Origin of the sequence: Lentzea tibetensis (assembly GCF_007845675.1) — a bacterium.
Lineage (GTDB): Bacteria > Actinomycetota > Actinomycetes > Mycobacteriales > Pseudonocardiaceae > Lentzea > Lentzea tibetensis.
On sequence record NZ_VOBR01000019.1, the window covers coordinates 95,093 to 109,078 of the forward strand.

At 70.5% G+C, this 13,986-nt stretch carries 15 protein-coding genes and 1 tRNA gene; 7 read left to right on the forward strand and 9 right to left on the reverse strand.

The genetic code is table 11. The annotated features are described in order from the left end of the window. The first annotated feature begins 7 nt into the window (after window positions 1-7). Together FKR81_RS27420 and FKR81_RS27425 are read left to right on the forward strand one after the other, a co-directional pair. Window positions 8-871 (forward strand): tachylectin-related carbohydrate-binding protein, encoded by an 864-nt coding sequence (locus FKR81_RS27420; protein ID WP_146355938.1) that lies wholly within the window; start codon window positions 8-10, stop codon window positions 869-871. Between the two features lie 19 nt (window positions 872-890). After that, window positions 891-1,490 carry a hypothetical protein gene (locus FKR81_RS27425; RefSeq protein ID WP_146355939.1) on the forward strand — a complete coding sequence of 200 codons (600 nt, stop codon included), beginning with the start codon at window positions 891-893 and terminating at the stop codon, window positions 1,488-1,490. Here the strand turns inward: FKR81_RS27425 and FKR81_RS27430 are convergent. Together FKR81_RS27430 and FKR81_RS27435 are read right to left on the reverse strand one after the other, a co-directional pair. Continuing rightward, a complete protein-coding gene (locus FKR81_RS27430; RefSeq protein ID WP_146355940.1) occupies window positions 1,465-2,736 on the reverse strand; it encodes a hemolysin family protein in 1,272 nt (423 codons plus the stop codon). The two genes, FKR81_RS27425 and FKR81_RS27430, sit on opposite strands and share 26 nt — an antisense overlap. A 21-nt stretch (window positions 2,737-2,757) precedes the next feature. Continuing rightward, complete coding sequence (locus FKR81_RS27435; protein WP_146355942.1) at window positions 2,758-3,840, reverse strand: cytochrome P450; 1,083 nt, start codon at window positions 3,838-3,840, stop codon at window positions 2,758-2,760. 58 nt (window positions 3,841-3,898) lie between these two features. On the opposite strand from FKR81_RS27435, the gene FKR81_RS27440 reads away from it, so the two are divergent. The 5 genes from FKR81_RS27440 (at window position 3,899) to FKR81_RS27460 (ending at window position 9,054) form a co-directional block, all read left to right on the forward strand. After that, window positions 3,899-4,900 carry a TetR/AcrR family transcriptional regulator gene (locus tag FKR81_RS27440; protein ID WP_146355944.1) on the forward strand — a complete coding sequence of 334 codons (1,002 nt, stop codon included), beginning with the start codon at window positions 3,899-3,901 and terminating at the stop codon, window positions 4,898-4,900. Between the two features lies 1 nt (window position 4,901). Further along, a complete protein-coding gene (locus FKR81_RS27445; protein WP_146355947.1) occupies window positions 4,902-5,765 on the forward strand; it encodes an ABC transporter substrate-binding protein in 864 nt (287 codons plus the stop codon). 31 nt (window positions 5,766-5,796) lie between these two features. After that, window positions 5,797-6,756, forward strand: a complete 960-nt coding sequence (locus tag FKR81_RS27450; RefSeq protein ID WP_146355949.1) for a TIGR01777 family oxidoreductase — start codon at window positions 5,797-5,799, stop codon at window positions 6,754-6,756. A 398-nt stretch (window positions 6,757-7,154) separates the two neighbouring features. Continuing rightward, window positions 7,155-7,292, forward strand: coding sequence for a hypothetical protein (locus FKR81_RS45205; protein WP_407936556.1), 138 nt, complete (start codon window positions 7,155-7,157; stop codon window positions 7,290-7,292). A gap of 175 nt (window positions 7,293-7,467) precedes the next feature. Beyond that, on the forward strand, window positions 7,468-9,054 hold the full coding sequence (locus tag FKR81_RS27460; protein WP_186763205.1) for a sensor histidine kinase: 1,587 nt from the start codon (window positions 7,468-7,470) through the stop codon (window positions 9,052-9,054). Here the strand turns inward: FKR81_RS27460 and FKR81_RS27465 are convergent. From FKR81_RS27465 to FKR81_RS27490, 7 genes are all read right to left on the reverse strand, one after another. Then, window positions 9,038-9,754: a GAF and ANTAR domain-containing protein gene (locus tag FKR81_RS27465; RefSeq protein WP_146355953.1), complete on the reverse strand. Its 717-nt coding sequence runs from the start codon at window positions 9,752-9,754 to the stop codon at window positions 9,038-9,040. The two genes, FKR81_RS27460 and FKR81_RS27465, sit on opposite strands and share 17 nt — an antisense overlap. Before the next feature lie 18 nt (window positions 9,755-9,772). After that, window positions 9,773-10,504, reverse strand: a complete 732-nt coding sequence (locus FKR81_RS27470; RefSeq protein ID WP_146355955.1) for a GAF and ANTAR domain-containing protein — start codon at window positions 10,502-10,504, stop codon at window positions 9,773-9,775. A 10-nt stretch (window positions 10,505-10,514) separates the two neighbouring features. Continuing rightward, a complete protein-coding gene (locus FKR81_RS45695) occupies window positions 10,515-10,787 on the reverse strand; it encodes a type II toxin-antitoxin system Phd/YefM family antitoxin (RefSeq protein ID WP_146356079.1) in 273 nt (90 codons plus the stop codon). Between the two features lie 117 nt (window positions 10,788-10,904). Beyond that, window positions 10,905-10,981, reverse strand: a tRNA-Leu gene (locus FKR81_RS27480). A gap of 110 nt (window positions 10,982-11,091) precedes the next feature. Further along, complete coding sequence (locus FKR81_RS27485; protein WP_146355956.1) at window positions 11,092-12,141, reverse strand: ATP-grasp domain-containing protein; 1,050 nt, start codon at window positions 12,139-12,141, stop codon at window positions 11,092-11,094. Between the two features lie 62 nt (window positions 12,142-12,203). Continuing rightward, complete coding sequence (locus tag FKR81_RS45700; RefSeq protein WP_268891586.1) at window positions 12,204-12,326, reverse strand: hypothetical protein; 123 nt, start codon at window positions 12,324-12,326, stop codon at window positions 12,204-12,206. A 200-nt stretch (window positions 12,327-12,526) separates the two neighbouring features. Beyond that, window positions 12,527-13,852 (reverse strand): NAD(P)/FAD-dependent oxidoreductase, encoded by a 1,326-nt coding sequence (locus FKR81_RS27490; protein ID WP_146355958.1) that lies wholly within the window; start codon window positions 13,850-13,852, stop codon window positions 12,527-12,529. Window positions 13,853-13,986 lie beyond the last annotated feature (134 nt).

Consider the following 13,986-nt stretch of genomic DNA (forward strand, 5'->3'; position numbering starts at 1 on the left):
CGAGAGAATGCCAGCACCGAGCACGACTTTGAAGGCCCGCTACAACATCGCTCCGATCTACCCGGTGGACCCCACCGGCCCGATCTGGCTGTTCGAGCACGAGGCGTCGACGACCGGCGGCTACACGTGGGGTGACGGCTACGAGATCGGCAGCGGGTGGGCCGGCCGCACCCTGGCGGGCCCGAGCGGGTGGATGTACAGCATCACGCCCACCGGCGAGCTGAGGTTGTTGCACTACAACGGGACCAACTGGGACACCGTCAACGGCGCGGGCTACGCGGTGCTCGGCCAGGGCTGGTCGTACACGGCCGCCGCGCAGCGCCCGCGGATCTCGGTCGACGAGGACGGCGTCATCTGGACGCTGGACGTCGCGGGCAACCTGAAGGCCAGCTTCTACGACGTGCAGACGAACCAGTGGCTGGTGCAGAACGCGCTGATCGACACCGGGCTGACGCAGTACAACGCGATCATCGCGTGCAGCCGCGGCGTCGTGTTCGCCCGCACTCCGGCGGGCGCGTTGTGGCGCTACTACATCGACTTCTGGACGAGCCCGAACCTGCCTTCGTGGAAGAAGCCCACCGCCGCAGTCGTCGCCACCGGCTGGACGGGGCTGAAGAACTTCAGCTCCGCGGGCGGCGAGACGATCTACGCGGTGAAGTCCAACGGCGACCTGGTCTGGTACTCGTACAACCCGGTGACCAAGAAGCTGTCGGCCGCGAAGGTGATCGGCAACGGCTGGGGCGGCGACGTGGACGTGGTGGCGCAGTCCAACGCGTGCAGCCGCTTCGACTTCGGCACCGCGCACCTGAGCACGCACCACCCGGACAAGGTCGCGGTCGCGGCCCGGTTGAACGCGGTCAAGAAGAACTGAAAACGGGTATGCCGGTGCGGTGACGTCACTCAGCACCGCACTGGCCGCCCAGCTCGAGAACCAGCGCGCCGCGCTCCGCCGCGGCGCGTGGCGCGTCGGCTGGAAGATCGGCGCCGGGGACCGGGAACGCATGGACGGCGGTTTCGTCGTCGGGCACCTGACCTCCGAGACCCAGCTGACCTCCGGCCAGAACCACGTCGAGCGGCGGGGCGAGCAGCTGCACGCCCACGCCGCGATCGCCGTGACGGTCGGCCCGGACCTGTCCTTCTCCCCCGCACTGGAGATCGTCGACCTCAGCGGGACGGATGAGGCCGGGAAGATCGTGGCGGACAACGTGTTCCACCGGGCTTTCGTGCTCGGCGCGCCCGCTCCCCAGACAGCCGAGGACGCCCGCATCCTCGTCAACGGCCAGTGCCTGGCGAGCGCGCCGGTGCCGTCCGACCTCGTCGAGCGGGTGGCTTCGGTCGGCTGGATCCTGGAGTCCGTCGGGGAACGGCTGCGCGAGGGCGACCGGGTGCTCACCGGCGCTGTCGTGCAGGTGCCCGTTCGGGCGGGCGACGACGTCGTCGCCGAGTTCGGGCGGCTCGGACGGGTCAGTCTGACGGTGTCAGCTGCCTGAGCCGCACCCTGGTGATCGCGTGGTGCTCGACCTCCAGCACCTCGACGCACCACCCGGACACCTCGACCTCGTCGCCCGGTTTCTCGGGGATGCGGCCGAGCAGTGCGAGCACGAGCCCGGCGATCGTGGTGAAGTCGACGTCGGGCAGATCGCGCAGCTCGACACCGAGGTCGACCAGGTCGTGCATCGGGAACGTGCCTGGCAGCGCCATCGAGCCGTCGCTCTCCCTGCGCACGCTGATGATGTCGTCGTCGGTCTCGTCGTAGATCTCGCCGACGATCTCCTCCAGTAGGTCCTCCAGCGTGACGATGCCCTCGATCGCGCCGTGCTCGTCGACGACGAGCGCGAACTGCTCGCGCTCGGACTTGAAGCGGCGCAACGCGTCCGTGACGCGCAGCGAGTCCGGGAACAGCACGGCGGGACGGGACTGCGCGACGAGGTCGAACCCGTCGTCGAGCAGGTCGCGGACGTGCACGACGCCCAGCACGTCGTCCAGGTGGGTGTCGCGGACGACGGGTGCGCGCGAGTGGCCGGACTCGACCATCACCCGCCGCACGGTGGCCAGGTCGGAGCCTGCGGGCAGCGTGACGACCTGCCTGCGCGGGATCATGACCTCCCGCAGCCTGCGCTCGTGGATCTCCAGCGCGCCGCTGATGATCGTGCGCTGCTCGGCGTTCAGGCCGCGCTGGCTGGCGACCAGCTCGCGCAGCTCGTCCGGTGACATCTGCCCGGAGTCGGCGTCCGGGTTGCCGCCCAGCATCTTGACGACGAAGGTCGTCGACGCGCTCAGCAGCCACACGACGGGTCGCGAGATCGTGGACAGCAGGTCCAGCGGCTTGGCGACGATCAACGACCACCGCAGCGCGTACTGCATGGCGAGCCGCTTCGGCGCCAGCTCGCCGAACACGAGCGTGAGGAACGTCAGCACGACGGTCACCGCCGCGATGGCGGCGGCGTTCGCGGCACCGCCGAGGAAACCCAGCAGCGGCACCAGCGGCGCGGAGAGCGACACGGCGGCGGCCGCGGACGCGAGGAAGCCGGCGAGCGTGATGCCGATCTGGATGGTCGCCAGGAACCGGTTGGGGTCGTGGGCGAGCTTCACGAGCGTGGTGGCCTTCCCTTCGCGCTCCAACGCGCGCAGCTGACCCCTGCGCAACGAGATCAGCGCCATCTCGCTGCCCGCGAAGATCGCGTTCAGCAGGACGAGCACACCGACGAGCACCAGGTTGAAGCCGAAGCCCTCCATCGCCCGAAGCTATCAGCGCGGTCAGAGATCCACGGGGAGCGAAGCCAGCCGGAGCGTCCCCGGATCGGGCGCCCGCAACGGGTCCCCAGCGGGCCTCAGGCGCGGGAAGCGGCGCAGCAGTCCCCCGATGGCCAGCTCGGTCTCCACGCGCGCCAGCGAGGCAGCCAGGCAGAAGTGCGGGCCGTGCGAGAAGCTCAGATGCCCGTTCGGGCCGCGGGTGACGTCGAAACGGGCCGCATCGGCGAACGCCCGCGGGTCGCGGTTGGCGGCGATGATCGCGACCGTGACCGGGTCGCCCGCCCGGATCACCTCACCGGCGACCTCCACGTCCCCGGTCGCGTAGCGCGGCGTGGTCAGCAGCTGAGGTCCGCACCAGCGCAGCAGCTCCTCGACCGCGCGCGCCGGATCCGCCGCCGCGGCGGCGAGCTGATCCGGGTGCCGGAGCAGCGCGTCGACGCCGTTGGCGATGAGGTTCGTCGGCGTCTGGCCGGCGAGCACAAGGTGCCACACCAGGGTCACCCGCTTGGTCTCGCTCAGCGCGACCGACAGGACGTGCTCGGCGTTCTTCGCGTCCTCGATGATGCGCGGGATCGCGGCGACGAACGCCTCACCCGCACCGGACGCGACGGCGGCGCCGTACTCGCGCCACCGCGGGCGCGCCTCGTCCGGGATGCCGACCACCTCGCAGATGACCTCGATCGGCAACGGGCGCGCGAAGTCCCGCAGGAGGTCCACGTCGTGCGCGGGCAGTTCGTCCAGCAGCCGGTCGACGATGCGCGCGATGCGCGGCCGCAGCTCGTTCGCGCGGCCGACGGTGAACGCGGGCGCCGCGGCTCTGCGCAGCCGGGTGTGCTCGGGGCCGTCGATCTCGGCCATCGTGCGCAGGTACGGCAGGCAGTGCTCGGGGATGCCGGGCGGGCGCACGAAGCTGCGCTGGTTCACCTCGAAGCGCGGGTCGGACAGCACCGCCCTGGCCTCGGCGTGCCTGGTGACGACCCACAGGTCGCCGATGCCGGGCACGGGCATGCGGGCCAGCGCCGACTCCTCCCTCGCCCGCTCGTACGCCGCGACGGGGTCACGCACCACCTCGGTGAGATCCAGCATGTTCGGATGCTAACACCAGATGTTCATGACATCTGAATGGTGACGGTACGTTGACGCGATGGTCCGGCTCACGAGGGCAGAGACGCAGGAGCGCAATCGCGCGCGCGTGCTGGCTGCCGCCAGGGACGAGTTCACCGAGCGCGGTTTCCGCGACGCCAAGATCGACGCCATCGCGGAGCGGGCCGAGCTGACCCGCGGCGCGGTCTACTCGAACTTCCCCGGCAAGCGGGCGCTCTACTTCGCGGTGCTGGCGGCGGTGGCCGAGGAGATGCCTCGCGGGACACCTGGCAGGACGCCGCGCGAGGCACTGGGTGCGTTCGCCCGCGCGTGGGTCGCCCGGCTGCCGCTCGCGACCGATCCGGCCGTGCTCGGCGCGGACCTGCTGGCGGAGATCATGTCCGACGAGCTGACGCGGACACCGTTCGCACAGCTGACGAAGCTCAACGCGCTGCTGCTCGGGCTGGCGCTGGAGGACCTGCGTCCGGGCGCGCCCATGGTGCGCGTCGCCGAGACCGCGCTGACCGTGCTGCACGGCGCCTCGCAGCTGGCCGCCGCGGCGCCCGGCTTCGTCGAGCCGTTCGACGTCGTGCGCGCGTGCGAGGAGCTGGCCGACCTGGAGTTCGACGAGCGGCCGCCCGTTCCCCCGATGGGGCCGCCGGTCCGCCCGGTCGACGAACCGTGGGCGCCACCGCCGTCGGTGGACCTGCTGGACGACGCCGGCCCGTTCACCGACGGCGTGATCACCGTGCTCGGACTGCACCGCGCGTCGGCGGTCGAGGACGCCGTGCGGACGGGTGAGGACGTGACGCTGGTGCTCGTGAGCGCGGCACCGGGCGAGCTGATGCCGTTGGCACGACTGGCGATCGCGGAGATGCGCGGCTACCTGCGCCAGTCGGTCGCGTGGTCACCGCGGCTGCGGATCGTGTGCGACCCGGCGTTCGCGGCCGCAGCGGGGGTGCCGTCGGTCAGCGACGCCACCGAGACCGCGGTCCGCGTGCGGGACGGCCGGATCGTCGCGCGGTCGGACGGCTGGGGCGCCTGCCAGTCGATCGGGGGCTGACGTGCGCGTCGTCTCGTTGCTGCCCGCCGCGACGGACATCGTCGCCTCGCTGGGCCACCTGTCGTCGTTGGTGGGACGCACCCACGAATGCGACTGGCCGCTCGAGGTCGCGTCCGTGCCTGTGGTCACCACCACCGCCGTCGACCAGAACTCGTTGAGCAGCAGGGAGATCTCGCTCGCCACCGCGCACCGGGGGTCGTCGCTGTACGGGCTGGACGCGGAGCTGCTGGCGTCGCTGGCGCCGGATCTGGTGCTGACGCAGGACCTCTGCGACGTGTGCGCCGTGTCGTACCAGCGGGTGTCGGACGCCGTGCGCGAGCTGGACGCCGGGCCGCGGGTGCTCAGCCTCGAACCGCGCACGCTGCCCGAGGTGCTGTCGTGCCTCGACGTCGTCGCGTCCGCGCTGGGCACCTCGGCGGCACCGGTGATCGCGTCCCTGGAGGCGCGACTGGACCGGGTGCGGTCGGCGGTGGCCGGTCGGGCACGGCCGCGCGTCGCGGCGATCGAGTGGCTCGACCCGGTGTGGCCCGCCGGTCACTGGGTGCCGGAGCAGATCACCATCGCGGGCGGCGAGCCGCTGCTGGCCTCCCCCGGCGAGCACACGCGGCCGATCTCGTGGGACGCGGTCGTCGCGGTGCGGCCGGACGTCGTGCTGCTGCTGCCGTGCGGGTTCCCCCCGTCGCGGACGCTGGCCGAGCTGTCCGTGCTGCCGCTCCAGGACGTGCCCGAGGTGTGGGTGCTGGACGGTCCGGCGTACTTCAACCGGCCGGGCCCGCGCGTGGTGCGCGGGGTCGAGGTGCTGGCGCGCGTGCTGCACGGCGTGGGGTCGGTCGATGTGGCGGAGGCCGTCCGGCAAGAAAGTTGAACGCGTTCAAATCTGGTGTTACGGTCGTGCCATGGGGGAATCCAAGAAGATCGTCATTCCTGGCGGCAGCGGCCACATCGGCACGATCCTGAGCAGGTCACTGGTCTCGCGAGGGCACGAGGTGGTCGTGCTGGGCCGCGGCCGAGGGGGCGCCGGGGACGTGCGCCACGTCCAGTGGGACGGGTGCGCGCTCGGCGCGTGGGCCGCCGAGATCGACGGCTGCGACGCCGTCATCAACCTGGCCGGGCGCAGCGTCAGCTGCCGCTACACCAAGACCAACCTGACCGAGATGATGAGCTCGCGGGTCGACTCGGCACGGGTCATCGGCGAGGCCATTGCCAAAGCGGCTTCGCCACCGCGCGTGTGGCTGCAGATGAGCACCGCAACGATCTACGCGCACCGCTACGACGCGCCGAACGACGAGGCGACCGGTGTCATCGGCGGCCACGAGCCGGACGCGCCCGCGTACTGGCGGTTCAGCGTGGACATCGCGACGGCGTGGGAGGCGGCCCAGCGGGAGGCGCCGACGCCGGACACGCGCAAGGTCGCGCTGCGCACGGCGATGGTGATGGCGCCGGACCGGGGCGGCGCGTTCAACCACCTCTCGCGCATCGCTCGGCTCGGCGTCGGCGGCCCGGTCGCGGGCGGCGGGCAGTACATGTCGTGGATCCACGACGTGGACATGATCCGCGCGGTCGACTTCCTGCTGGCGCGCGACGACATCAGCGGCCCGGTCAACCTGGCCGCGCCCGCTCCCCTGCCGCACCGGGACTTCATGAGCGCGGTGCGCAGCGAGTGGGGTGTGCCGTTCGGGCTGCCCGCGACGCGGTGGATGACCGAGATCGGGGCGCTCGCCATCGGCACGGACACCGAACTGCTGCTCAAGTCGCGCCGGGTCGTTCCAGGACGGCTGCTCGACGCCGGGTTCTCGTTCGAGTTCCCGCACTGGCCCGAGGCGGCCGCGGACCTGGTGGCGCGCAGCAGAAACTGAGTCGCTCCCCGCCGGTTCGCCCCCGTCATCGGGCTCGAAGAGGCTACCCCTCCGGTGGTGAAAGTGCGGTGGCACCGCGAGTCCCTTCTCGCCCGCACTCCCAAGGGACACCTGGAGGGAGTGAGCAATGTGCGTACTCGCCGCAGAACTGCCGCAGCACGTCGGATCGCACGTCGAGATCGCCGGCTGGGTCCACCGCTGCCGTGCGTTGAAGTCCGTCACGTTCCTGGTCGTCCGCGACCACTCGGGCCTGGACGCACTGGGCTTCACCGAGATCCACACGCCCAAGATCGTGGGTTCGGCGACCGAGAGCCGAGCCGCACGACACCGTCCGGCACCTGGCGCAGTACACGAGCCTCGACGCGGGGCTCGGGTTCATCACCGACCACCGCGACGTGATGGCCGTGCTGCGGGACACCGTCGCCGCGATGGTGTCGTCGGTCGCTTCCCGTGCCGCGTCGGCGCTTTCCCTGCTCGACGTCGCGCTGCCCGTTGTCCCGCTGTTCCCGAGGGACCTGCACCGGTTGACCCCCTGACGGGCGTCACCCGTACGGACCCCACGCTGTCGGCGGCTACTGCGAATTTGTCCACCGGCGTAAGTTCAGCCCTGTGGCCGGCTCAACGCCGGTCATGTCGGCCCGGACCCCGCTGACGCTCACGAGCTTCCGCGGTGAAGGGCACCCAATGCCGGACGGCGCCGACCCGTCACGCATGTCACGCAACCGGTTCCCCGCGTTGCTGCGGGCCCACGCGGCCCTCACCGGTGAACTGGACCCGCAACGCGTGTTGCGGTACCTCGCGGACATCGCGCGTGAGCTGGTGCACGCCGAGTACGGAGCGGCCGCACTGGTCGGCGACGACGGCGGGATCGACGAGTTCGTCTACGCGGGCGTGGCGGCCGACGTCGCCCAGCAGATCGGGAATCCTCCGGCGGGGCACGGGATTCTCGGGCTGCTGACCAACCACCCCACGCCGATGAGGCTGCCCGACGCGGGCGCGCACCCCGCCGCCAAGGGTTTTCCGCAGCACCACCCGGAGATCGCCGGCTTCCTCGGCGTGCCCATCCGGGTGCGCAACCGCGTGGCGGGCAGCCTCTACGTCGCCGACCGGGCGCGGGGCCGGTTCAGCGCCGAGGACGAGCAGGTGGTCGTCGCACTGGCGGTCGTGGGCGGTGTCGCACTCGACAACGCGCGGCTGCACCACGAGTACGAACGGCACCGGCGGTGGCTGGCCGCGTCGACCGAGGTCGCGCGGCGGCTGTTCACCGGAACCGATCCCCGGCCGCTCGAGATGGTGCTGCACCACGCCCAGCTGGCCGCCGACGCCGACTTCGCGACGATCGCGCTGCCCGTCCGGCACGGACAGCTGGTCGTCGAAGCCGCTCTCGGCATGCTCGCCGCCCCGCTGGTCGGCACCGTCGTCGAGCTCAGCGGCAGCCTGGAGGAACGCGTCCTGCGGTCCGGCACACCGCTGCGGGCCGCGTACGCCGCGGCCGCGATGCCGCGGGAGGCGGGACCGGTCATGGCGGTACCGCTGTCGGCGGGCGACGGAGACGTGGCTGTGCTCGGCCTCGGCAGGGCGCGCGGTCAGCGGTCGTTCACCGACGCGGACCTCGACCACCTCACGGCGTTCGCCCGGCACGCGGGCGAGGCGCTGGAGATCAACCAGGGGCACTTCGACCAGCAGACCCGGTTGCTGATCGAGGACAGCGACCGGATCCGGGCCGACCTGCACGACCACGTGATCCAGGAGCTGTTCGCCATCGGCATGGGCCTGCAGGGCCTCGCACCGTTGCAGGAGAAGGCCGACAGCCGCATGCGCATCAACGGGTACGTGGTGCGCCTGGACACCGCGATCCGCCGCATCCGCTCGACGATCTACGACACGCCGCTGCACCACCACGACGACGCCGGCCTCCAGCAGCGGCTGCTCGACGTCGTCGAGGACGAGTCCTCGGCGAACGGCCCGCCCGTCCAGCTCCGGTTCGCGGGCCAGCTGAACCAGTCCGTGCCACCCGCGCTGGTCGAGCACGTGGTGGCCGTCGCGCGGGAAGCGTTGTCGAACATCGTCCGCCACGCGCACGCCAGCCGCGCGAGCCTGAGCGTGGGCGTGCTCGACGGCCTCGTCACCGTCGAGATCGTGGACGACGGACGCGGCATCGGCACCACCACTCGCGCCAACGGCCTGGCGAACATGCGCCGTCGCGCCGAGACGCACGGCGGCACGCTGAGCGTGGCTGCGCCGGAGGGCGGTGGCACGCACCTCATCTGGACGGCGCGCGTCACCCCTGCGACGTAGACAGGTCGATCGTGCCGTCGATGACCGCCTCCGCGATCACGCTGATGTACTGGTTGTGGCTCCTCGCGTAGTGCCGCAGCATCTCGAACGCCTGGCCCATGTCGACCTGCAGGCGTTCGGCCAGCACGCCTTTCGCCTGTTCGATGAGCACCCTGCCCTGCAACGCGGTCTGCAACTGCTCCGCGAGCAGCTCCCGGTGGCTGATGACCCGCGCCTGCAACAGGCCGATGGTGGCGACGTCCGCCATCGCCTGCGCGATCCTGATGATCGCCGGATCCAGCGCACCCGGTCTCGCCGTGAACAGGTTCAGCGCGCCGATCGTCTCGGACCGCAGCCGCAACGGCAGCGCGTGCACCGCGGCGAACCCCGCGTCCACCGCCATCGCGGAGAAGTCCGGCCACCGCTGCGGAACCGAGCCCAGGTCGGTCAGGCTGACCTGCGCACCGGTGACGTAGCACTCCATGCACGGCCCTCGGCGGTGTTGCAGCTCGAAGAGCTCGAGCAACCTGGTCCGCTCGGTCGAAGCACCGACCACCTGCAGCTCACCGTGGTGGTCGACGAGCAGGATGCCCGCGGCGTCGACCGCCAGCGTGTCGACGCATCGATCCGCTAACAGGTGCATGAACTCGACCGGGTCGAACTCGGCCACGAGCGTGTCGGCGAGCTCGACGAACGTCTCTGCCAGATTCTCCACTGACATGGGGGCCACCTCTGTTGGTCAGTCGCCGGACGATGGATCGGACGCGTCGGCCGGATTCAGTCGCAGACGCCGGGCCACGACGTCCCGCGCGACGTCGATCACCGGCCGTTCATTGGCGAACGCGTGTGCGCGCAGCCGCACCAGCGCCTCTTCCACGCCCACCCCCAGCTGCACGGACACCATGCCGGTGGCCTGGTGGATCTCACCCCGGCTCATCGGCACGCCGTCCACCGGCAGGCCGACCCGGACACGGGTCAGCTCGTCGAGCAGCAGGGACAGGATCACGTCGGCGATGACGAGCGAGTCGGCCACCTGCTCCGCGGTCAACGGGCCGATGCGCTTCCGGTGCAGCACCAGCGCCCCCGTCCGGATCGCACCGCTGCGCAACGGGAACGCGAACACCGCCCGCGCACCCGCGTCGAGCGCGGCGGGCACGAACATGGGCCAGCGCCGGTGGTTCTGCCCGGAGTCCAGCTCCTCGACCAGCACCGGCACCCCCGAGCGGAACGCGTCCGCGCACGGGCCCTCGCCCAGCGCGAACCTCAGCTCCTCGAGCCGGCCACCGATCAGGTCCGTCGAGTAGCGCGACTCGCCCCGGTCCGGACTGTTCATGAGCGTCACCTGCGCGCCGCTCACGTCGATCAGCCGGACCGCCGCGTCACACGCCGTCTGGCTGGACACCGAGGCACCGCGGCCCGCAGCGTCGTCGGCGATGTACGCCAGCACACGGGCCAGCCGATCACCGCTCACGCGCAGAACCCTACTCGCCGGTCAGAGATCGAACGCGGCGAGCGGAGCGCGGCGCGGATCCGGCCGCCGAGCGAGCACGCCGGCCACAGGTTCGCGGCCGCCGCGTCGAGACGGCGTCACCAGCGTTCCCCGTCGCGCATGGCCGAGACCAGCTCATCCGCGTCCGCTCCCGGCTCCGCGAGGGCACGATGCGCGCGATCGCTTTGCCCCGGTTGGTGATCTCAACGATCTCACCGCGCTCGACCAGCTCCAGCACACCTGCGGTGTTCTGCTTCCGTGCCAGACCGTGGCCCGGATGGGGGTGAGCACATCGCGTCCACGACGCACGTCACTGCCAGTTACAAGATCATCTTTAGGCTATACTTCCACAGGTCAGCACCATGATCATTTGGGTGAACACTGGTGCCCCCGACGGGATTCGAACCCGTACTGTGATCCTTTTAAGGGACCTGCCTCTACCGATTGGGCTACGGGGGCAGCGGGGAGCCTAGGCGTTGATCGACGGTTTGTGTGGGCGCTTGAGGTGAAGTCGCCCACCCGGCCCAGCAAGTTCCGCTATACCGCGCACCGGGGTAAGCCGTTGGCAGTCATGATCGGCCCCTCCCCGCTCCCAGCAGCTCCTTGAACCTGGTGGCGACCCAGTCGTGCACGGCCGCGGACACGGAGTTGTCCTGCGCGCGGTGCTCGAACCAGCGCCAGTCGCAGTTGACGTTGATCTCCAGGAACACGTGGTCCTTGCCCGTGACGAGGAGGTCGAACGCGGCGACCTGCACGCGCCAGTGCCGGGCCAGCGCCAGCAGTCGGTCGGCCAGCCCGTCCGGAACGGACGTGGGCGTCACGCGCACCGCATCAGGATCCACCCAGAGCTGCGCGGGGTCGAGCTTGTCGACCTGGTAGGCGATGCACCGCTCGCCGACGACGAAGACGCGCAGCTCGGTGTCGGACGGCACGTACTCCTGCACGATCACCGGTGCGGGCTCGGCGACGCCGCCCGCCCGCGAGGTCTCCAGCGGGCGCGGGAACAGGCCGTGCTGCACGCCTGGGCGTGGCTCCAGCAGGTGCCGTCCGGCCGTCTTGACGATGCAGCGGCCGCCGCCGGGGCGGGTGCGGCCCGGACGCGTCGTGACGGCGGTGCGCGGGATGCGCAGGCCGAACGCGGCGGCGTCGGACAGCTGGGTCAGGCGGTCGAGGTGGGTCGTGGAGCGCGCCGGGTTCACGTGGGCCCAGTCGCTGCGCGAGGAGAGCCAGTTCGCGACCGAGTTCCACTGGTCGACGGCGTACGCGCCGGCCAGGGTGCCGGGCTCGACGGGGAGTGCGGAGAGCTCGAAGTGCCTGCGCCACACCAGCAGGGGCCTGAGCAGCCAGCGGTCCAGTTCGAGCAGCGGCTGGTCGGTGTAGACCGAGAGCGGGATGTCCAGGCAGCGGTCAGCGTCGATGCGGGCCATCCGGATGCCGCGTTCGGCCAGTGCGATGGAGAGCTCGTTCATCTCCATGTCGGCCGCGCGGGCGAGCACCAGGACGCACGGTTGGGGGCTGCCGTCACCCTCGTCGACCATGCCGAGGCGGTGGACCTGCTCCTGGAAGTCGAGACACTTCGGCGGGGACCGGAAGAGGTAGTCCTGTCCCTGCAGCAACAACGGTCTGGCAGCTTCGGACGGGGCGTCGCCTCCGCTTGGTCCCCGCCCTTCAGCTGACCTGGTCAATCGTCCTTCTTGCTGCGGAAACACTTCCCTGCGTTGGCGTACTCGGCGGCGTACTGCGCCAACGCGGGGTCCTCGATCTCACCGCGACGAAGCTGTGCGGCCAGCTCCTCGAGAGACATCGGGATCACCTCTCTCCCCACACAGGCGGATCACGCATTCAGGTGATGCACCAGCGGTAGTCTCTGGTTCACGTTACGCAATGTCAAGGCGAGCCCAGGAGGGTTACTCCTATTGGGGGCTCAAGTTACGGCACTGGGCCATAAGGGTGCCCCGCCGCTAGAGCCAAATGAGGCAGCGACGGGGCCATCACCCGCAGTGATCAGCTCTTGACCGCGCGGTCGAACTCATCCTTCGGGTCGTTGATCTGACCCAGAGCGACGACCTCACGACCGTAGAACAACGCCTGCGTCCAGTCCATGAGCACGCGGAGCTTGCGGTTCACGGTCGGCACGAACGCCACGTGGTAGCTGCGGTGCATGAACCACGCGATCGCACCCTTGAAGCGCAGGCCGAACACGTCCGCGACGCCCTTGTAGAGGCCGAGGCCCGCGACCGAACCGAGGTACTTGTGGAAGTACTCCTTCGGCTCCTTGCCGCGCAGCGTCGCGATGATGTTCTTCGAGAGCAGCTTCGACTGGCGGATGGCGTGCTGCGCGTTCGGCACGCACGTCGCCGTCGGGTCCTCCTCGATGCGCGACAGGTCCGGCACGGCCGAGCAGTCACCGGCGGCCCAGACACCCGGCAGGCCCTGCACCTGCATCGCCGCGGTGCACCGGACGCGGCCGCGCTCGTCGAGCGGGAGGTCGGTGTTGCGCAGCATCGGGTTGGCCTTCATGCCGGCCGTCCAGATGATCGTGTCCGAGTCGAACTCGGTGCCGTCGTCGAGAACGACGTGGCCGCCCTCCATCGACTTCACGCGGGTGTCGAGGAAGCACTTGATGCCGCGCTCCTCGAGCCGCTCGACGGTGTACACGCCGAGCTTCGCGCTCACCTCGGGCATGATCCGGCCGGTCGCCTCGACCAGCACCCAGTTCATGTCCTCGCGCTTGAGGCCCTCGTAGTAGCGCAGCGCGTAGCGCGCCATGTCCTCGAGCTCGGCCAGGGTCTCGATACCCGCGAAGCCGCCGCCGATGACCACGAAGCTCAGCAGCCGCTTGCGCAGGTCCGGGTCGTTCGTGCTCGCCGCCTGGTCGAGGCGCGACAACACGTGGTTGCGCAGGTAGATCGCCTCGCCGATGGTCTTCATGCCGATGCCGACCTCGGGCAGGCCGGGAATGGGCAGTGTCCGCGAGATCGCACCCAGTGCGGACACGAGCACGTCGTACTCGTACTCCTCGATGTGGCCGTCCGCGAGCTCGACGGTCACGGCCTTGCGCGCGTGCTCGATGCGGGTCGCGCGGCCGGTGACGACGTGGCAGCGGTTCAGCACCTTGCGCAGCGGCACGACGACGTGGCGCGGCTCGATCGAACCAGCGGCCGCCTCGGGGAGGAAGGGCTGGTAGGTCATGTGCGGCTGCGGGTCGATGACAGTCACCGACGCCTCACCGGATCGCAGTTTCTTCTGCAACCCGAGCGCGGTGTACATGCCGACGTACCCACCGCCGACGATCACGATCCGAGTGGGTTGCGACTTCACAGCAGCCATACGCACATGGTCGCACCGAGACCCGCTTTCCCGCTCGCTCGCGAGGCCCGTTGTGACCACGGTCGCCGCGTGATGCCGAACACCCATGCCAACGACCTGCGGCGCTCCTGAAACACCTAGTGAAGACGCTGAGA